This window comes from Micromonospora sp. ANENR4 (assembly GCF_015354395.1).
Lineage (GTDB): Bacteria > Actinomycetota > Actinomycetes > Mycobacteriales > Micromonosporaceae > Micromonospora > Micromonospora aurantiaca.
Map to the genome: position 1 here is coordinate 122,317 of NZ_JADKYQ010000013.1, position 18,325 is coordinate 140,641.

16 protein-coding genes are annotated in these 18,325 nt (G+C 72.5%); 3 read left to right on the forward strand and 13 right to left on the reverse strand.

What is annotated here, in order from left to right:
• Positions 1–52: 52 nt before the first annotated feature.
• The 8 genes from IRY44_RS23050 to ppdK form a co-directional block, all read right to left on the reverse strand.
• Complete coding sequence (locus IRY44_RS23050; RefSeq protein WP_013287928.1) at positions 53–298, reverse strand: helix-turn-helix transcriptional regulator; 246 nt, start codon at positions 296–298, stop codon at positions 53–55.
• A gap of 10 nt (positions 299–308) precedes the next feature.
• Positions 309–1,160 (reverse strand): ABC transporter permease, encoded by an 852-nt coding sequence (locus IRY44_RS23055; protein ID WP_018787372.1) that lies wholly within the window; start codon positions 1,158–1,160, stop codon positions 309–311.
• Positions 1,157–2,131, reverse strand: a complete 975-nt coding sequence (locus IRY44_RS23060; RefSeq protein ID WP_194802318.1) for an ABC transporter ATP-binding protein — start codon at positions 2,129–2,131, stop codon at positions 1,157–1,159. Before IRY44_RS23060 ends, IRY44_RS23055 begins: the two co-directional genes overlap by 4 nt.
• Positions 2,132–2,175: 44 nt before the next feature.
• Entirely contained in the window at positions 2,176–3,795 is a 1,620-nt protein-coding gene (locus IRY44_RS23065) for a BCCT family transporter (protein WP_194802319.1), read from the reverse strand.
• A 195-nt stretch (positions 3,796–3,990) separates the two neighbouring features.
• Positions 3,991–4,827 (reverse strand): siderophore-interacting protein, encoded by an 837-nt coding sequence (locus IRY44_RS23070; RefSeq protein ID WP_194802320.1) that lies wholly within the window; start codon positions 4,825–4,827, stop codon positions 3,991–3,993.
• Between the two features lie 39 nt (positions 4,828–4,866).
• On the reverse strand, positions 4,867–6,093 hold the full coding sequence (locus tag IRY44_RS23075) for a deoxyguanosinetriphosphate triphosphohydrolase (RefSeq protein WP_194802321.1): 1,227 nt from the start codon (positions 6,091–6,093) through the stop codon (positions 4,867–4,869).
• Positions 6,090–6,437 (reverse strand): VOC family protein, encoded by a 348-nt coding sequence (locus tag IRY44_RS23080; protein WP_194802322.1) that lies wholly within the window; start codon positions 6,435–6,437, stop codon positions 6,090–6,092. The genes IRY44_RS23075 and IRY44_RS23080 overlap by 4 nt, the downstream gene beginning before the upstream one ends.
• Positions 6,438–6,553: 116 nt before the next feature.
• Positions 6,554–9,289 (reverse strand): pyruvate, phosphate dikinase, encoded by a 2,736-nt coding sequence (ppdK, locus tag IRY44_RS23085; protein WP_194802323.1) that lies wholly within the window; start codon positions 9,287–9,289, stop codon positions 6,554–6,556.
• Between the two features lie 311 nt (positions 9,290–9,600).
• Between ppdK and IRY44_RS23090 the strand changes: the two genes are divergently transcribed.
• Both IRY44_RS23090 and IRY44_RS23095 read left to right on the forward strand, forming a co-directional pair.
• Positions 9,601–11,493, forward strand: coding sequence for a beta-N-acetylhexosaminidase (locus tag IRY44_RS23090; RefSeq protein WP_194802324.1), 1,893 nt, complete (start codon positions 9,601–9,603; stop codon positions 11,491–11,493).
• Between the two features lie 582 nt (positions 11,494–12,075).
• Positions 12,076–12,723, forward strand: coding sequence for a C39 family peptidase (locus tag IRY44_RS23095; RefSeq protein WP_194801693.1), 648 nt, complete (start codon positions 12,076–12,078; stop codon positions 12,721–12,723).
• Between the two features lie 64 nt (positions 12,724–12,787).
• Here the strand turns inward: IRY44_RS23095 and dusB are convergent, their stop codons facing one another.
• The 5 genes from dusB to IRY44_RS23120 form a co-directional block, all read right to left on the reverse strand.
• A complete protein-coding gene (gene dusB, locus IRY44_RS23100) occupies positions 12,788–13,951 on the reverse strand; it encodes a tRNA dihydrouridine synthase DusB (RefSeq protein ID WP_194802325.1) in 1,164 nt (387 codons plus the stop codon).
• 37 nt (positions 13,952–13,988) lie between these two features.
• Positions 13,989–15,413 carry an MFS transporter gene (locus tag IRY44_RS23105; protein WP_194802326.1) on the reverse strand — a complete coding sequence of 475 codons (1,425 nt, stop codon included), beginning with the start codon at positions 15,411–15,413 and terminating at the stop codon, positions 13,989–13,991.
• 156 nt (positions 15,414–15,569) lie between these two features.
• Positions 15,570–16,949, reverse strand: a complete 1,380-nt coding sequence (locus tag IRY44_RS23110; protein WP_194802327.1) for a glycine--tRNA ligase — start codon at positions 16,947–16,949, stop codon at positions 15,570–15,572.
• 113 nt (positions 16,950–17,062) lie between these two features.
• Positions 17,063–17,536: a hypothetical protein gene (locus IRY44_RS23115; protein ID WP_194802396.1), complete on the reverse strand. Its 474-nt coding sequence runs from the start codon at positions 17,534–17,536 to the stop codon at positions 17,063–17,065.
• Positions 17,537–17,630: 94 nt separating this feature from the next.
• Positions 17,631–17,972 carry an antibiotic biosynthesis monooxygenase gene (locus IRY44_RS23120; RefSeq protein WP_194802328.1) on the reverse strand — a complete coding sequence of 114 codons (342 nt, stop codon included), beginning with the start codon at positions 17,970–17,972 and terminating at the stop codon, positions 17,631–17,633.
• A gap of 27 nt (positions 17,973–17,999) precedes the next feature.
• Here IRY44_RS23120 and IRY44_RS23125 point away from each other — a divergent pair, with 27 nt between their 5' ends.
• A complete protein-coding gene (locus tag IRY44_RS23125) occupies positions 18,000–18,263 on the forward strand; it encodes a DUF6703 family protein (protein ID WP_120568528.1) in 264 nt (87 codons plus the stop codon).
• Positions 18,264–18,325 lie beyond the last annotated feature (62 nt).

The following is an 18,325-nucleotide window of genomic DNA, read 5'->3' on the forward strand; positions in this document are numbered from 1 at the left end:
TCCGGCGGCCGGGGGGACGGGCGTGTGGCCGGCCACGCCCGTCCCCGCCGGCTCAGGCCGAGCGGGCCGCCGCGGGGTCGCCGATACGCGGGAACGGCTCGATCGAGAAGACCACCTCGACCGGCACCTCGAAGTACGCGGCGATGCGCAGCGCCAGGTGCAGGCTGGGCCGGAACTCGCCGCGTTCCAGGTAACCGACGGTCTGGTAGTGCACACCGAGCGCGTCGGCCAGTTGCCGGCGGGAGATGCCCCGTTCGGCGCGCAGCACCGCGATACGGTTGTGCACGGTCTCGCTCATCGACGCCCTCTCATCCGACCCGCTGCATGGCCCGCTCCCGCCGGGCCGCGACCCGCGAGCCGGACTCCCGGCGGGCCATCCGGCGCAGCACCACCGGGGCCAGCACGAGCCCGAGCACCGCCCAGGCGCCGAGCACGCCGACCGTCTCCAGGTGCCGCCAGGAGCCGCCGAGTTCGACAGCAGCGAGGTCGCCGGGGAGCAGCGCCGAGCGCATGCCCAAGCCTAGCCAGTAGAGCGGGAAGACCTGGGCGACGCCCTGGAGCCAGCCGGGCAGGCCGTTGATCGGGTAGAAGATGCCGGACAGCGCGATGAGACCGAAGATCGGCATCACCACCAGGCCCATGTTGCGGGGGTTCTCCACCAGCGAGCCGATCACCGCGCCCAGCGGCAGCGTCGCCACCAGTCCGAGCGGCACCACCCAGGCCAGCGTGAGCCAGGCGCCGGGGTCGCCGAGCCGCAGCCCGTCGAGGAAGAACAGCCCGGGCGTGAGCTGGATGACCACGCCGATCAGCGCGACCGCCGAGACCAGCACGATCTTGCCGACCAGGTAGCCGAGCATGCCGTCCGGGATCGCCTTGGCGCGCAGCAGCGTGCCGTCCTCCCGGTCGATGACGAGCTGGTTGGCCAGCCCGAGCAGGCCGCCGAAGAGCAGGCCCATGCCGAGCGCGCTGGGCAGCGTACGGGCGCCGAGCGAGAAGTCGGTGCCGGGCACCGTCGAGCCGCGCATCCAGAACACGGCGATCAGCAGCACCACGGTGGGGAAGAAGTAGGTCCAGAGATCCTGACCGTTTGTGAACGTGGCGCGCAGTTCGATCGCGCCGCGCCGCAGACCGGCCCGTAGCGCGTTGGTGGTCGGATTCATCGGTTCGCCTCCTGCTGCCACACCCGCTCGGCCCGGCCGGTACGGATGCCGGTCTCCTCCTCGTGCACCAGCGCCAGGTAAGCGTCCTCCAGGCTGGCCCGGCGCACCTCCAGCTCTCGTATCCGGTCGCCGTGCTCGCGGAGCAGGTCGCGCAGGAACGCGGTGGCGTCGGCGGTGGCGTGCACGTACCGCTCGCCGTCGCGGGTCCAGCGCACCTCGGCGTCCCCCGCGACGCGCCGGGCGAGCTGGTCGGGCGACCCCTCGGCGATGATCCGGCCGCCGGCCAGGATGAGGATGCGGTCGGCCAGCTTCTCCGCCTCGGCCAGGTCGTGCGTGGTCAGCACGATGGTGGTCTCGTCCAGGTCGGCCAGGCGGTGCACCAGCTCGTGGAACTCGCGCCGGGCGGCCGGGTCGAAGCCGACGGTTGGCTCGTCCAGGAACAGCAGTTCCGGCCGGCCCACGATGCCGACAGCGACGTCGAGCCGGCGGCGCTGACCACCGGAGAGCCGGGACACCCGGCTGCCGGCGTGCGCGGCCAGGCCCACCGTCTCCAGCAGCTCGTCCACCGGCCACGGGCGTGGGATCCGATCGGTGGCGTACGGCGCGTAGAAGTCGCCGAGGTGGGCCAGCAGCTCCCGTACCCGCCACTTGCCGTGGTCGCGCCAGGACTGCAGCACCACGCCCAGTCGTGCGCGCCACCGCTCGTCGCCGCGGGCCGGATCGGTGCCGAGCACGCGCACCGTGCCGGCCGAGGGCAGCCGGAAGCCTTCGAGGATCTCGATGGTGGTGGTCTTGCCGGCGCCGTTGGGCCCGAGCAGCGCCACCACCTCGCCCCGCCGGGCGGTCAGGTCGACGCCGTGCAGCACGTCGACGGCGCCGTAGCGCATACGCAGATCCCGCACGTCGAGGACGAGATCCTCGTCGGGCGGTCGGGGGGACGCGACGGCCCCGGGAAGTTCGACCGCAGTCATGCCTCGGAATGTAGCACCCATGCTACAAACAGAGGTACCCCCACTCAGGAGCGTGGGCGGTGGAACCAGCGCGTGACGGGGGCCGGTTCCTCCTCCTCGTACGACCGGGCCGCGTTCACCGCGGCGGCCAGGCCGGAGCGGCGGGGCCGGGGCCCGGTGCGCAGCATCGGATCGGCGGCCATCTCCCGGAGCACCGCGACGGCCAAGCCCAACATCACCACGACGAACGGCAACGCGACCAGGATGGTCGCCTGTTGCAGCGCGGCCAGGCCGCCGGCCAGCAGCAACGCCGCCGCGACCGCGCCGATCAGCACGCCCCAGAGCACCACCACCCCGCGATGTGGCCGCAACGCGCCCCGCGAGCTGAGCGAGCCGAGCACCAGCGACGCCGAGTCCGCGCTGGTGACGAAGTAGAGACCGATCAGCACCATGGCGAGCACGCTCGTCAGCGTGGCCAGCGGCAGCGCGTCGAGCAGCCCGAACAGCCCCTGCTCGGACCCGGCGTCCACGTCCGCCACCAGATCGCGGGTGCCGGTGGTCTGCGTACGCAGGGCGGTCCCGCCCATCACCGCGAACCAGACGGTGCTCGCGCCGCTGGGTATCAGCAGCACCCCGATCAGGAACTGGCGGACCGTGCGGCCGCGCGAGATGCGGGCGATGAACGTGCCCACGAACGGCGCCCAGGAGATCCACCACGCCCAGTAGAAGATCGTCCACGAGCCCAGCCAGTCAGGATCGGAGAACGCCCCGGTACGCGTAGACATGCGCACCAGGCCGCTCAGGTAGTCACCGACCGAGGCCGGCAGCACCTCCAGCGTGTAGACGGTCGGACCGACCACGAACACGAACAGCATCAGCACGACCGCGATCAGCACGTTCGTGGTGGACAGCCACTTCACGCCCCGGTGCAGGCCGGAGAACGCGGAGACGACGAACGCGAGTGTGAGCGCGCCGATGATCGTCAGCTCGACGGCCCGGCTGTCCGGCACGCCGGCCACCAGATCCAGGCCGGCCGCCACCTGGAGCGCGCCCAGACCGAGGCTGGTCGCGGAGCCGAACACGGTGGCGAAGACGGCGAGCAGGTCGATCGCCCGACCGAGCGGGCCCTCGGTCCGGTCCCCGAGCAGCGGCGCGAACGCGGACGAGATCCGGTTACCACGCCCCTTGCGGAACGTCGAGTACGCCAGCGCCAGCGCCGCGATCGCGTAGATGCCCCACGGATGCAGCGTCCAGTGGAAGAGCGTGTACTGCATCGCCGTCGCCGCGGCGGCACCGGTCTGCGGCTCGACGCCGGACGCGGGCGGCGGCGTCGCGTAGTGCTGGATCGGTTCGGCGACGGCGAAGAACACCAGGCCGATGCCCATGCCGGCGCTGAACATCATGGCGATCCAGGCCAGCGTGTCGAACTCCGGCTCGTCGTCGTCGGCCCCGAGTCGGACCCGGCCGAACCGGGAGGCGGCCACGACCACCGCCAGCACCAGGAAGGCGTCCGCCGCGACCACGAAGAACCAGCCGAACGTGCTCACGGTCCAGGCCAGGCCGGACTCGCCGAACCGGGCCAGCGAGCCCCGGGCGAACACGCCCCAGGCCACCACGGCCAGCACGCCGGCCACGCCGAGCCCGAGCACCACCCGGTCGACCCGCTTGCCCACGTCTTCCCCCATGTCCCCATCCTGGGCAGCGCAGCCGCCCGGGTAGGACGAAACGCCCCACTCCACACCTCCGTCGATCTTGGAGTTGTGGCGCCCGGAATGCCGGCTTCACGCCGGTGTCAGAGGTGCCACAACTCCAAGATCGGCGTCGGGAGCGGGGCGGCGAGGGCGCGGCGGGGCGGGGGCGGGGGGGGTGGGGGTGGGGGGTCAGGACACGACGGCGGCGGATTCCTCGGCCTCAACCGCGGCGTTCCAGGCCGGCTTGGTGGACCGCCAGCCCTCGTCGTCCAGGCCCTGCCGCCAGTAGCCGGAGATGGACAGGTCACCCCGGGGCACGCCGCGCTCGACGCGCAGCAGCCGCCGCAGCTCCTTCACCGCCCCGGCCTCACCGTGCACGAACGCGTGTACCCGGCCGGGCGGGAACTCCAGCGCCCGGACCGCCTCGACCAGCGGCGCGCCGTACGGGCGCCCGTCGCGGTGCAGCCAGCGCACCTCGACCCCGTCCGCACCGGCCAGGGGCAGTTCGTCGGCCGGGCCGCCGACCTCGACGTACACCTTCGCAGGAACGCCCGCGGGCAGCCGTTCCAGGGCGGCGGCGATGGCCGGCAGCGCGCTCTCGTCGCCCGCCAGCAGATGCCAGTCGGCGGCCGGGTCCGGCGCGTACGCGCCGCCCGGCCCGGTGAACAACACCCGGTCGCCGGGACGCAGCGCCGCCGCCCACGGCCCGGCCACACCCTCGTCGCCGTGGTGCACCACGTCCACCGTCATCTCACCCGCCGCGGCGTCCCAGGCCCGGACGGTGTACGCGCGCAGGCGCGGCCACTGCTCCGCCGGGAACTCCCGCTTGATCGTCGCCAGGTCGACCGGGTACGGGTAGGTCACCCCGGCCGGCGGGAAGACGAACTTCACGTAGTGGTCGGTGTACGCGCCCACCGGCAGCCCGGCCAGCTCCGGACCGCCCAGCACGAGGCGGATCAGGTGCGGGGTGGGCCGCGTGGTCCGGACGACCGTGGCGGCGGTGAGCTTCTTCGGACGATCCGTCATGCCGCTTAGGCTAGCCTAAGCTCCGCGAGGACGATCCGGTCAGCTCGGCGACACCAGGCGGGCGTGCCAGGCCAGCGCGGCCGGATCGGTGAGCGAAGCGACCTGGTCGATCACCACGCGCAGCCGCGCGGCGTCGTCCGCCGCGTCCCGCCACAGCGGCGCGAACACCGGGTCGAGCACGTCCGGCGCCCGGTCCAGCAGCGCCGCGACCAGCCCGGTCAGCACGTCCCGCTGCCGCCCGTAGCGGTCCTCGGCGCCGGGACGGCGCATCACGTACCGCAGGGCGATGCCCTTGAGCAGCGCACACTGCGCCCGGATCCGGCGCGGCACCACCAGGTCGGCCTCGTAGCGGCGGTGCGGGCCGGGACCGTGGCGCTGCTGCGTGGCGGCCACCACGCCGGCGACGAACCGGCCGGTGAGCACGCTCGTGGTGGCCTTCAACGCGGCGAGCGCGCGGTGGCTGCCGTCGTACGCGGCCAGCGGGGCGAGCACCGGATCGGCGAGCAGGTCGGCCAGCACCTCGCCCAGGTCCTCCGGCGCCTCACCCGAGTAGGTGGCGGCCACGTCGGCGCAGAGCGCCCGCCGCTCGTCCGCGTCGGCCAGCAGCGGGCGCAGGTCGACGTACCCGCCGTGGATGCCGTCCTCGACGTCGTGCACCGAGTACGCCACGTCGTCGGCCCAGTCCATCACCTGGGCCTCCAGGCAACGCCGCGCGCCGGGCGGGGCGCCCTCGCGCAGCCAGTCGAAGACCTGGTGGTCGTCGGCGTACACGCCGAACTTGCGCTCGCCGGGGCGGCGCGGCCACGGGTACTTGCTCACCGCGTCCAGCGCGGCCCGGGTCAGGTTCAGCCCGGCCGAACGCCCGTCCGCTGTGAGCACCTTGGCCTCCAGCCGGGTGAGCACCCGCAGCGTCTGCGCGTTGCCCTCGAAACCGCCGCAGGCGGCGGCCAGCTCGTCCAGCGCGTACTCGCCGTTGTGCCCGAACGGCGGGTGACCCAGGTCGTGGGCCAGCCCGGCGGTGTCCACCACGTCCGGGTCGCAGCCCAGCCGGGCGCCCATCTCGCGGGCGATCTGCGCGACCTCCAGCGAGTGGGTCAGCCGGGTACGCAGGAAGTCGTTCGTGCCGGCGGTGTGCACCTGCGTCTTCGCGGCGAGCCGGCGGAACGCCGCCGAGTGCAGCACGCGGGCCCGGTCCCGCTCGAACGGCGACCGGCCGTACCCGGTGTCCTTCGGCGCCTCGTCGACCAGCCGCGCCGCGTCGTTCACCTCTGCCGGAGTACGCAGAACTCGTTGCCCTCCGGATCGGCGAGCACCGTCCACTCCACGTCTCCCTGGCCGATGTCGACGTGCCGGGCGCCCATGTCGACGAGGCGCTCCACCTCGGCCTCCATGTCGGCCGGGCGCAGGTCGATGTGCAGCCGGTTCTTCCCCTCCTTCGGCCCGGCGACCGGGACGAAGACGAGCCCGGGCGTCGTGTCGGGGGTCCGGCGGATCTCCACCTCGTCCGGCTTGTCGGTGATCACCTGATAGCCGAGGGCCTCCGCCCACCAACTGGCGAGCCGGGACGGGTCCCGGGCGTCGACTACCAGGTTCTCCCAGACGGCGGTCATGTGGACACCCCTCCTGATCGACACGCGGCGGAAGCTCAGGTTACGCCGAGGAGGCCGGAAAGGCGCGCTGGGCGTACGCGGGGCCGTCGATGAACACCGGCGGCCCCGCGTCCTCGTCAGCGGGAGTCGGAGCCGGTGGTGGTGATCGCCGCCCGTCCTGCCTCCAGGCGCGCCACCGGCACCCGGAACGGCGAGCAGGAGACGTAGTCCAGCCCGACCTCGTGGAAGAAATGCACCGAGTCCGGGTCACCGCCGTGCTCGCCGCAGACGCCGAGCTTCAGCCCCGGACGGGCCGCCCGGCCCTCCTCGGCGGCGATGCGCACCAGCCGGCCGACACCGTCGGTGTCGATCGACTCGAACGGTGAGATGCCGAAGATGCCCAGCTCCAGGTACCGCCAGAAGAACGCGCCCTCCACGTCGTCGCGGGAGAAGCCCCAGCCCATCTGGGTCAGGTCGTTGGTGCCGAAGGAGAAGAACTCGGCCGCCTCGGCGATCTGCCCGGCGGTCAGCGCCGCCCGGGGCACCTCGATCATCGTGCCGATGAGCACCTCGACGCCGCTGTCCCCGACCACCTCGGCGATGATCCGCTCGGCCTCGGCGCGTACCGTCTCCAGCTCCTGCACGGCCCCGACGAGCGGCACCATGATCTCCGGACAGGCCTTGCCGCCGTCGCGGACGACCGCCACGGCGGCCTCGGCGATCGCGCGGACCTGCATGGCGAACAGGCCCGGGATGACCAGGCCGAGCCGGACGCCGCGCAGGCCCAGCATCGGGTTCTCCTCGTGCATCCGCCGCACGGCGGCGAGCAGCGCCTCCTCCTTCGCGACGTCCTCGCCGCGCTCCTGCGCGACCGCGACGTTCACCGCGAGCTGCTCCAGCGGAGGCAGGAACTCGTGCAGCGGCGGGTCGATCAGCCGCACGGTGACCGGCAGGCCGTCCATCTCGCGGAAGATCTCGATGAAGTCGGCGCGCTGCAGCGGCAGCAGCGCGGCGAGCGCGTCCTCCCGCTCCTTCTCGCCGGAGGCCAGGATGAGCCGCTCGACCAGCTCGCGCCGGTCGCCGAGGAACATGTGCTCGGTGCGGCACAGGCCGATGCCCTCGGCGCCGAAGCGCCGCGCCCGGGCCGCGTCCGCACCGGTGTCGGCGTTCGTGCGGACCCGCAGCCGCCGCGCCGCGTCGGCGTGCGTCATGATCCGGTGTACGGAGCGGACCAGCGCGTCGTCGGTGTTCTCCGGGTCGAGTTCACCCTCGAAGTACTGCACCACCTCGGACGGCATGACCGGCACCTCGCCGAGGTAGACCTTGCCGGTGGTGCCGTCGATCGAGACCACGTCGCCCTCGTTCACCACGTGGTCGCCCACTGTGAACTTCTTCGCCGGCACGTTCACGTCCAGCTCGTCGGCGCCGGAGACGCAGGTCTTGCCCATGCCACGGGCCACCACGGCGGCGTGGCTGGTCTTGCCGCCCCGGGACGTCAGGATGCCCTTGGCGGCGATCATGCCGTTGAGGTCGTCCGGGTTGGTCTCCCGGCGGACCAGGATCACCGACTCCCCTTCGGCGGCCAGCTCGACCGCCCGCGCCGAGGTGAAGACCACCTTGCCGGACGCGGCACCCGGGGAGGCGCCGATGCCCTTGGCGACCGCCTCGAACTCGTGGTCGAGCTGGAAGCGCGGGAACATCAGCTGGGCGAGCTGCGCGCCGTTGACCCGGTGAAGCGCCTCGTCCAGGTCGATCAGGCCCTCGTCGACGAGCTGCCCGGCGATGACGAACGCGGCGGCGGCGGTGCGCTTGCCGACGCGGGTCTGCAGCATCCAGAGCTTGCCGCGCTCGATGGTGAACTCGATGTCGCAGAGGTCCTTGTAGTGCTCCTCCAGCCGGGCCATGATGCCGAGCAGCTGGTCGTAGGAGGTCTTGTCGAGCTGCTCCAGCTCCTGCAACGGCACCGTGTTGCGGATGCCGGCCACCACGTCCTCGCCCTGGGCGTTGGCCAGGTAGTCGCCGTAGATGCCCTGCGCGCCGCTGCCCGGGTCGCGGGTGAACGCCACACCGGTACCGGAGTCCGGACCGAGGTTGCCGAAGACCATCGCCACCACGTTGACCGCGGTGCCCAGGTCGGCGGGGATGCGCTCCTGGCGGCGGTAGAGGATCGCCCGCTCCGCGTTCCACGAGTCGAAGACCGCGCGGATGGCGAGGTCGAGCTGCTCGCGCGGCTCCTGCGGGAACTCGCGGCCGGTGTGCTTGGCGAAGATCTTCTTGTACGCGTCGACCAGCCCGCGCAGGTCGTCGGCGTCCAGGTCGAGGTCGTTGTGCGTACCCTTGGCGCTCTTGATCTCGTCGAGCGCGTGCTCGAACTCCTCGCCCGGCACCTCGCAGACGGTCTTGCCGAACATCTGGATCAGCCGCCGGTACGAGTCCCAGGCGAACCTGTCTGCGCCGCCGGAGGCGGCCCGGTCAGCACTGCCGCCCGCCTGTCGTGCGAGTCCTTCGACGCTGCGGTCGTTGAGGCCGACGTTGAGGACGGTCTCCATCATGCCCGGCATGGAGAACTTGGCGCCGGAGCGTACCGAGACCAGCAGCGGGTCGTCCGGGTCGCCGAGGCGCCGGCCCATCTCGCGCTCCAGGGACTCCAGGTGCGCCTCGATCTGCGCGGCCAGGCCGTCCGGCTCGCGCCCGGTCGTCAGGTACGCCTTGCAGGCCTCCGTGGTGATGGTGAAGCCGGGCGGAACCGGCAGGCCGAGATTCGTCATCTCGGCCAGGTTGGCCCCCTTGCCGCCGAGCAGATCCTTGAGATCCTTGTTGCCCTCGGCGAAGTCGTAGACGTACTTCTGCTCGACCGAATCGTGCGCTGCCACCAGAGCCTCCCACGCGCGCCATTGACACTTAACGAAGGTTCAGTTCGGACATACCCCGGTAGTGACCACCGGCAATCCCGGCTCGTCAGCGTCGGTGGGCCGAAGGCTAGGCGAACTTCGAGAAACCTGGGAGCGTTCGGTGACTTTCGGCACAACGGTCACCACAATTCGCGTTCGTACGGGTTTTTGGGAACGCTTCCACGAGCACGATCACGCAATTCCGATTCCCCTCGTACTCTGGACGTCACTGCATCTCGCGGAACCTGACCTTTGCCATATCCCGCGCGAATACACCCCTCGGAGCCGTCGCCGTGCCGACAAACCCCGCCGCCCCGCAGATCGGGCCGGAGCCGTCCGACACCCCTCCCACCAGCCCTTCCGTCGACCTGCCGCCTTCGGAGGCGTCCTCGCCCGGCGCGCCCGCCCCGGCATCTCCCACCGGCCTGCCCGGGGCGGCGGCGCCCTCCTCCCCCGGCCTGACCGGTGGGGCGGCGCCCGCCGACGGCCTGCCGGGTGTGGCGGCGTCCTCCGCCGAGTTGGCCCGGGCCGCCGCGGGCCGGGCCGCCGGGGCGCTTGCCGGGCCGGCGCCGGTCCGGCTCGACGACGTGGTGCCGGCGCCCGAGCAGGTGCGCCCCGACCCGGCGGGTGACTTCACGCTGGGCGCGGACGCGGTGCTGCGGGTCAGCCCCGCCGGGCGGGACGTGGCCGAACAGCTCGCCGGCTGGCTGCGCCCGGCCACCGGCTTCCCGCTCCCGGTCACCGACACCACCGAGGGCGGCCCGCTGACGCTCACGCTGTCCGCGGCGGTTTCCACCGGGGCCGGCGGATCGGGCGGCCCCGGCAGCTTCGGCGGCTCCAGCGAGTCCGGCGGTTCCGGCGGGCCGGGCGACGTGCGGCTCGGGGACGAGGGCTACCGCCTCGACGTGACCGCCGACGGCGTGCGGATCACCGCCGCCGGCCCGGCCGGGTTGTTCCACGGGGCGCAGACACTGCGGCAGCTGCTACCCGCGCCGATCGAGAACCCGGCCGCCGTCGCCGCGCGCTGGGCGATCCCCGGCGGCACGATCGTCGACCGGCCGCGCTTCCCCTACCGGGGCGCCATGCTCGACGTCGCGCGCCACTTCTTCCCGGTCGAGGACGTACTGCGGGTGATCGACCACCTGGCCCGCTACAAGCTCAACCACCTGCACCTGCACCTCACCGACGACCAGGGCTGGCGGATCGCCGTCGACTCCTGGCCCCGGCTCGCCGAGGTCGGCGGCACGACAGCGGTCGGCGGCGGCCCGGGCGGCTGGTACACCCGTGACGACTACCGCCGCATCGTCGCGTACGCTGCCCGCCGCCACGTGACTGTGGTGCCCGAGATCGACCTGCCGGGCCACACAAACGCGGCGCTCGTCGCGTACCCCGAACTGGCGCCCGGCAAGGTCGCGCCGCCGCCTTACACAGGCACCGAGGTCGGGTTCAGCTTCGTCGACCCCGCCGACGAGCGGACGTACGCCTTCGTCGCGGACGTGGTCGGCGAGGTGGCCGCACTGACGCCCGGGCCGTGGCTGCACCTGGGCGGCGACGAGGCGTTCAAGGTGCCGGCCGACAGCTACCGCGCGTTCGTGGCGCGGGCGCAGCGGCTGGTCGCCGCCACCGGCAAGACCGTCGTCGGCTGGCACCAGCTCGCCCCGGCCGAACACGTCGACGGGCGCGTCCTGCAATGGTGGGGTACGAACGGCGACGACCCGGAGACCGCCGACGCGGTACGCCGGGGCGCCCGGCTGATCCTCTCCCCCGGTAACCACGCGTACCTGGACATGAAGTACGCCCCGGACACCCCGATCGGACACGACTGGGCCGGTCTGATCGACGTACGCCGGGCATACGAGTGGGATCCGGCCAGTCACGTGCGGGGCGTACCGGCCGAGGCGGTGCTGGGGGTGGAGGCCCCGCTGTGGACCGAGTCGGTCACCACGCTGGCCGAGGTCGAGTTCATGCTCTTCCCGCGTCTGCCCGCCGTCGCCGAACTCGGCTGGTCACCCCGCGAGACGCACGACTGGTCAGGGTTCCGCAGCCGGCTCGCCGGCCAGGGCCCGCGCTGGACCACCGCCGGCATCACCTTCCACCAGTCCCCCGACATCCCCTGGCCCACCACCCCAGCCCAGATCCCCACCCAGCCCACTGCCCACCCAGCCCCCTCCCCACCCACCCCCTGACCGCGCGGAGGCACCCACCCGCGTCACCCCGCGGACGCCAAACCCGGTCGATCATGAAGTTGACGGCGACAAACCGGACACAAGACGCCGCCAACTTCATGATCGTCGCCCAAGGCGACTCGCTGCCCTCCCCTCGGGCGGGGACGGGCCGGGTGGCTGCGGTGAGGGCGGGCGGGGTTGGGGTCGGCGGCGGGGCCGGTGGGTTGGGTGTCCGGATTTCGGGTGGTGGGGGTCACCGGTGGGGTGGAATCGGGGGTGGGTGCGGGGCGTTGTACATGGCAGACCGCGCCGCACCCACCGACCGCCCGCCCCCTCGGGCCGGGAATCGGGCCGGGCCGCCGGTCGTTACATCACCCGGGCCGCCGAGCAGGCCGACCGCCTGTCGAGCCGGCCCCACCGCCGGGCAGCGCCCCCGGGAATGACCCCGGGCCCCCGGTCGTTACATCCCCGAGCCGCCGGAGCAGGCCATCCCCCTGGCCGCCCGAGCGAGCCACCGGCCCCCCGACGCACATACCGGGCCACCTGATCTTTCTTCGCGGCATCCCCCATCGCCGCGTACCCCCGACAGAGAGGCAACTGATCATGGCTACCACTCTGCTGCGTAAGACCGTTCTGACCGCTGCTGGTGTCGTCGCCACCGCTGGTGGCATCGCCGGCCCCGCCATCGCCGCCCAGGCCACCCCGGCCGAGCGCGCCGCCGCCCAGGTCACCACCGACCGCAAGCACGGCGAGCGGGAACTGGACGTACGCTACGAGGCGCAGCCCAACTTCTACTTCTGCGGCCCGGCCGCGGCCCGCAACGCACTGAGCGTGCAGGGCAAGAACATCGACGTGCACGCGATGGCCGAGGAGATGGGCACCACCGAGGACGGCACCAACTCCATCAACGACATCACGCCGGTGCTGAACAAGGAGACCGGTAAGGACGTCTACAAGTCGACCGAGATCCCGGTGGACAAGGCCGGTGACAAGGTGGAGAAGCTGCGCGCCGACGTGGTGCGCACGGTCGACGACGGCCGGGCCGTGGTGGCGAACATCGCCGGCACCGCGACCGACACCGACGGCAACGCCCACTCGTTCGAGGGTGGCCACTACATCAGCGTGGTCGGCTACCGCGACGGCGGGAAGGTCGTGACGATCGCCGACTCGGCCAACCCGAACCAGGCCTCGTACCGCATGGACGTGGACGCCCTGGCCCACTGGATCGCCAGCCGCGGCTACAGCTCCTGACCGAGTGACAATGCCGAAGGGCCCGACCCCAGAACAGGGGTCGGGCCCTTCGGCGTGTCCGGGGTCAGCCGCCGGAGTCGTCCAGCTCGGCGCCGTCGGGCGGGGTGTCGTCGTCGCGGCTGGCCAGCCAGCCGTCGGGCAGGAAGACCTTGCCCGGGGAGTTGGTGCGGCCGCGCGGCTGCCCGAGGTTCTCCACCGGGAACGGTACGGCCGGGTCGAGCTTGCCGAGCAGGTCGTCGAGCTGCGCCAGGCTCTCGATCATGGCGAGCGAGCGGCGCAGTTCGCTGCCGATCGGGAAGCCCTTCAGGTACCAGGCGACGTGCTTGCGGAAGTCGGTGCAACCGTCCCGCTCGCCCCGGGCCGGGTTGCGCGCACCGGCCACGAACTGCTCCACCAGCAGCTCGGCGTGCCGCCGCATGGTCACCGCCACCTCGCCGAGGCTCGGCAGCCGCCGCTCGGCGCTCCCGTTGAACGCGGCCTCCAGGTCGGCGAACAGCCACGGCCGGCCCAGGCAGCCGCGCCCGATCACCACACCGTCGACGCCGGTGTGCGCGACCATCCGCAGCGCGTCGTCGGCCTCCCAGATGTCGCCGTTGCCGAGCACCGGCACGTCGAGCGCCGACTTGAGCGTGGCGATCGCGTCCCAGTCGGCGGTGCCGGAGTAGCGCTGCGCGGCCGTACGCCCGTGCAGGGCGACCGCCGCGACGCCCGCGTCCTGCGCGGCCAGCCCCGCCTCGACGTACGTCAGGTGGTCGTCGTCGATGCCCTTGCGCATTTTGACGGTGACCGGCACCCCGGCGGGTGACGCGGCGTCCACCGCGGCCTTGACCAGCCGGGCGAACAGCCGGCGACGCCACGGCAGGGCCGAGCCGCCACCCTTGCGGGTCACCTTGGGCACCGGGCAGCCGAAGTTGAGGTCGATGTGGTCGGCCAGGTCGCGCTCGACCACGATCCGTACGGCGGCGGCGGTGATCTCCGGGTCGGTGCCGTAGAGCTGGAGGCTGCGGGGCTGCTCCTCGGCGCCGAAGGCGATCATGCGCAGCGTCTTCGGGTTCCGCTCGACGAGCGCGCGAGTGGTGATCATTTCGCAGACGTAGATGCCGCCGCCCTGCTCACGGCAGAGCCGGCGGAAGCCGACGTTGGTGATCCCGGCCATCGGCGCGAGCACCACCGGCGGCCACACCCGGTGCGGGCCGATGGTCAACGCGGGCAGGATCGGAGCAGTCACCTGACCAGTGTAGGGAGGGGTTCTCGGGTATCGACGCCTACCGGGCCGCCACCCGCTGCGGCGCGGGCTCCGGCGCGGTCCCGGGGTTCCCCGCCGGCATGATCAGCAGCAACGCGAGGACGCCCAGCCCACCCGCCACGGCGCCGAAGAACTGCACGACGCCGTAGCCGACCCCGGCGGCGAGCAACGTGAGGAAGACCGCCACGGAGATGGCCCCGGCCACGTGGGTGGTCGACTCGAACACGGCCGAGGCCGTTCCCTGGTCGCCCGGCGGTGCGTCACCGACACACACGCGGGTCAGCCCGACGTAGATCGGACCGGCGCTGAGCCCCCAGGCGACCAGGATCGTCGTCACGAGGATCAGCGGGCCGCCCGCGTTGACCGCCACCAGCGCGAGCGTGACCGCGCACAGGGCAAGCGCCACCGCGACGACCCGCCGCGCGCCGAACCGGCGGATCAGCGCGCCCGCCGGAGCGGCGCTGACCAGCGCGCCGAGCAGCACCGGGGCCAGCACCAGCCCGGCGCCCGCCGGGGACAGGCCGTGGATCTCCTGGAGGTAGAGACTGCCCACGACCACCACCACCGCGTACGCCGCCGAGTGCGCGGCGAAGGCGAGGCAACCGGCGACGAGCGGGCGCGACCGGAACAGGGACGGCCGGACCAGCGGGTCGGCCACCCGCCGCTCGACCCGCACCAGCAGGAACAGCAGTACCAGGGAGGCGGCGACAGCGCCGAGCCCGACCGGGTCCGGACCCGACTCGGCGATCCGGTTGGCACCGAAGATCAGCGCGAGCAGCATGCCGGTGGCGAGGACCGCGCCGGCGAGGTCCAGCCGCTGCCGGCCGCCCGGTTCGGGCCGGCTCGCCGGCAGCAGCAGCCGGGCCGCCACCATCGCCACCAGTCCGACCGGCACGGTGGCCAGGAAGACCCAGCGCCAGCCCAGGTGCGAAGTGATCAGGCCGCCGACGATCGCCCCGGCCAGGCCGGCCGTGTTCGCGGCGGCGGCGACCACCGCGAACACCCGGCTGCGCCACGGCTCGTCGGGGAAGAACGTCGCCGCCGAGGCCAGGGTCGCCGGGATGGCGAGGGCCGCCCCGGCGCCCTGCAACACCCGGCCGAGCAGCAGCGGGAACAGCGCGGTCGCCAGCCCGGCCAGGGCCGAGCCGAAAGTGGCCAGCGCGAGGCTGACGACGATCAGGCGGCGGCGCCCCCACAGGTCGCAGAGCCGGCCCCCGAGCAGCAGCAGGCCGCCGATGCTCAGCGAGTACAACGTGACGACCCACTGGAGGCGGGCCGGGCCGAGGCGGAACTCGTCACCGATGCGCGGCAGCGCGGTGGCCACCGCCAGGCTGTCGAACAGCACCAGGAACATGGCGCTGGCCAGGACCAGTGCGGTGGGCCACCGATGCGCCACCACCGCGGGCGCCGGGGTGACAGTCGGTCCGCTGGTCGCCTGCCGCATCTCGCCCCCTCCGCTGCCGGTGAGGGATCTGCTACCCGGCGCTCCCGCCGGCTAACGCCACCGGCCTCGCGGGATCCAGACATGTCGACCTGTCGTCCCCGCGCGGAGGACATGAAGAAGGGCGCCGTCGGCGACGGCGCCCTTCTTCGTGCGACGTCAGCAGCCGGGCAGGCGCTCGATCAGGTAGCGCTCGACCTGATCCAGCGAGACGCGCTCCTGGGCCATCGTGTCCCGGTTCCGGACCGTCACGGCGTTGTCGTCGAGCGTGTCGAAGTCGACGGTGACGCAGAACGGCGTGCCGATCTCGTCCTGCCGGCGGTAGCGGCGGCCGATCGCCTGCGAGTCGTCGAACTCGACCACCCAGCGCTTGCGCAGGTCGGTGGCGAGCTGCTTGGCCTTCGGCGACAGCGCCTCGTTGCGCGACAGCGGCAGCACGGCGACCTTGACCGGGGCCAGGCGCGGGTCGAACCGCATGACGGTGCGCTTGTCCACGCCGCCCTTGGTGTTCGGCGCCTCGTCCTCGTCGTACGCCTCGAGCAGGAACGCCAGCACCGCGCGGGTGAGGCCGGCGGCCGGCTCGATCACGTACGGCATCCAGCGCTCGCCCTTGCCCTGGTCGAAGTACGACAGGTCGACGCCGGAGTGCTTGCTGTGCGTGGACAGGTCGAAGTCGGTGCGGTTCGCGATGCCCTCCAGCTCGGCGAACTCGCTGCCGCCGAACCGGAACCGGTACTCGATGTCGACGGTGCGCTTCGAGTAGTGGGAGAGCTTCTCCTTGGGGTGCTCGTAGAAGCGCAGGTTCTCCTCGGACAGGCCGAGGTCGAGGTACCAGTTCCAGCGCTCCTGAAGCCAGTACTCGTGCCACTGCTCGTCGGTGCCGGGTTCGACGAAGAACTCCATCTCCATCTGCTCGAACTCGCGGGTCCGGAAGATGAAGTTGCCCGGGGTGATCTCGTTGCGGAACGACTTGCCGGTCTGCGCGATGCCGAACGGCGGCTTCTTGCGGGCGACCGTCTCCACGTTCTTGTAGTTGACGAAGATGCCCTGGGCGGTCTCCGGGCGCAGGTAGTGCATGCCCTCGTCGCTCTCCACCGGGCCCAGGTAGGTCTTCATCAGGCCGTTGAACATCTTCGGCTCGGTGAAGGTGCCCTTGTTGCCGCAGTTGGGGCAGTTCAGCTCCGTCAGCGAGGTCAGCGGCTTGCCGTGCTTGGCCTCGTACGCCTCTTCCAGGTGGTCGGCCCGGAACCGCTTGTGGCAGGACTGACACTCGGTGAGCGGGTCGACGAACTCGGCGATGTGGCCGCTGGCCTCCCAGACCTTGCGGGCCAGGATGACCGCCGAGTCGAGGCCGACGACGTCGTCGCGCTGCTGCACCATGGTCCGCCACCACTGCCGGCGGACGTTCTCCTTCAGCTCGACGCCGAGCGGACCGTAGTCCCACGCCGACCGGGTGCCCCCGTAGATCTCGCTGGAGGGAAAGACGAAGCCCCGGCGCTTGGCGAGGCTGGTGACGGCGTCGATACGGTCGGCTGGCATGTTTCCTCCTACGCCGGCTGGCGGTCGGCGCGGTTGAGATGGATGGAACCGGGCTGTTCGGGACAACGGTACGACCGTGTCCGTCCCGAGCCCAGCAGAATACCGGGGGCCGGTCAGCTCACCCCGCAGACCTCCACGCCGCCCGTCTGCTGGTCCGGTGCCAGCGTCACGGTCTGCGCCTCCCGGCGGCCGCCGGCGAGTGTGACGTCCACCGGCACGGTGAGCGTGTTGAGGTCGACCTCGCCGACCCGGTAGCCGGAGATCTGCGGCTCGGTCGCCACCCGCCGCTCGAACTCGCGCCGGGGCTCGCGTCGCCGGATGTCGTCGCAGAGCGTGTCGTACGCCTTGGACCACTCCCGGGCCACGAGCGCCTGGTAGTAGTCGTTCGTGACGGCCCGGCCCTGCTCGCCGATCGCCTGGGCGTTGCTCACGGCCAGGCCGACCACCGCGGCGCCGCCTCCGCCGCAGCAGATCAGCACTGCGAGCGCGCCCGCGCCGAGGCCGAGCCAGAGCCGGGTCCGCCCGCCCTCGGTGGGCGGGGCGGCGAACGGCGGCACGGCACCGGGCCCCTGCGGCGGCGCGGGCACCCCGGGGTCCGCCGGCGGCGCGGGCGGAACTGACGACGGGGGTGGCGCGGCCGGTCCGGGAGCGGTCATACGCGCCAGGGTAGTGCCCCGGCACTCAGCGGTACGGGCCTGCGGCACGATCGCTGGCGACGACGACGATCTCCCCCTCCGGGGCGGCGCCGGCGAGCGTCTCGTACGCCGACGGCTCGTCCACCGATCGGGCGAGCAGCGGCACGGCGGTGACCTTGACGTCGAATCCGCCGAGCGCCCGGCGGTACGCACCGACCGACTCCCACTCGGTGACCAGGAGCCAGTGGTCCGGGTCGTCGAGCGCCCGCAGCAGTTCACCGCGCAGGTAGCCGGGGCGGGCGGCGAGCGCGGCCAGCGCGGCGTGCGCCTCCCGGGTGAACTCGTCCACCGTTTCGGCTTCCACCACGAACCGGTTGGTGACCAGCACGGCGTTCCTCCTCGTAGAGTTTGTGGCATGCAGCGTACGCAGAGTCCCGTGCTGTCCCGGCTGGCACGGCTCAACCCGACGGCGGTGTTCCTGGCCGCGCTGGCCCTGGTGCTTGTCGGCCTGTTCGCGCCCGGCCCGGCGGGTGGCGTCCTGCTGCTCGTGCTGGCCGGCGGGCTGGTCTGGCTGATGTCGGTCACCTGGCCGGTGCAGGCCCCGGCGACCCGGATGCTCCGGCTGGTGATGTTGACCTTGTTGATCGCGGTGGCGCTGGCGAAGCTCATGGTCGGCTGACCGCACGAAGCAGAGCCGAGCTGACCTGCGCTGACATGCAATCATGCGTTTTTGACAATAGT

Excerpts from the sequence above, each read along its gene's own strand:
- IRY44_RS23050 (WP_013287928.1), bottom strand. The coding sequence starts at position 298 with ATGAGCGAGACCGTGCACAACCGTATCGCGGTGCTGCGCGCCGAACGG.
- IRY44_RS23055 (WP_018787372.1), bottom strand. The coding sequence starts at position 1,160 with ATGAATCCGACCACCAACGCGCTACGGGCCGGTCTGCGGCGCGGCGCG.
- IRY44_RS23060 (WP_194802318.1), bottom strand. The coding sequence starts at position 2,131 with ATGACTGCGGTCGAACTTCCCGGGGCCGTCGCGTCCCCCCGACCGCCC.
- IRY44_RS23065 (WP_194802319.1), bottom strand. The coding sequence starts at position 3,795 with ATGGGGGAAGACGTGGGCAAGCGGGTCGACCGGGTGGTGCTCGGGCTC.
- IRY44_RS23070 (WP_194802320.1), bottom strand. The coding sequence starts at position 4,827 with ATGACGGATCGTCCGAAGAAGCTCACCGCCGCCACGGTCGTCCGGACC.
- IRY44_RS23080 (WP_194802322.1), bottom strand. The coding sequence starts at position 6,437 with ATGACCGCCGTCTGGGAGAACCTGGTAGTCGACGCCCGGGACCCGTCC.
- IRY44_RS23095 (WP_194801693.1), top strand. The coding sequence starts at position 12,076 with ATGGCTACCACTCTGCTGCGTAAGACCGTTCTGACCGCTGCTGGTGTC.
- IRY44_RS23105 (WP_194802326.1), bottom strand. The coding sequence starts at position 15,413 with ATGCGGCAGGCGACCAGCGGACCGACTGTCACCCCGGCGCCCGCGGTG.
- IRY44_RS23110 (WP_194802327.1), bottom strand. The coding sequence starts at position 16,949 with ATGCCAGCCGACCGTATCGACGCCGTCACCAGCCTCGCCAAGCGCCGG.
- IRY44_RS23125 (WP_120568528.1), top strand. The coding sequence starts at position 18,000 with ATGCAGCGTACGCAGAGTCCCGTGCTGTCCCGGCTGGCACGGCTCAAC.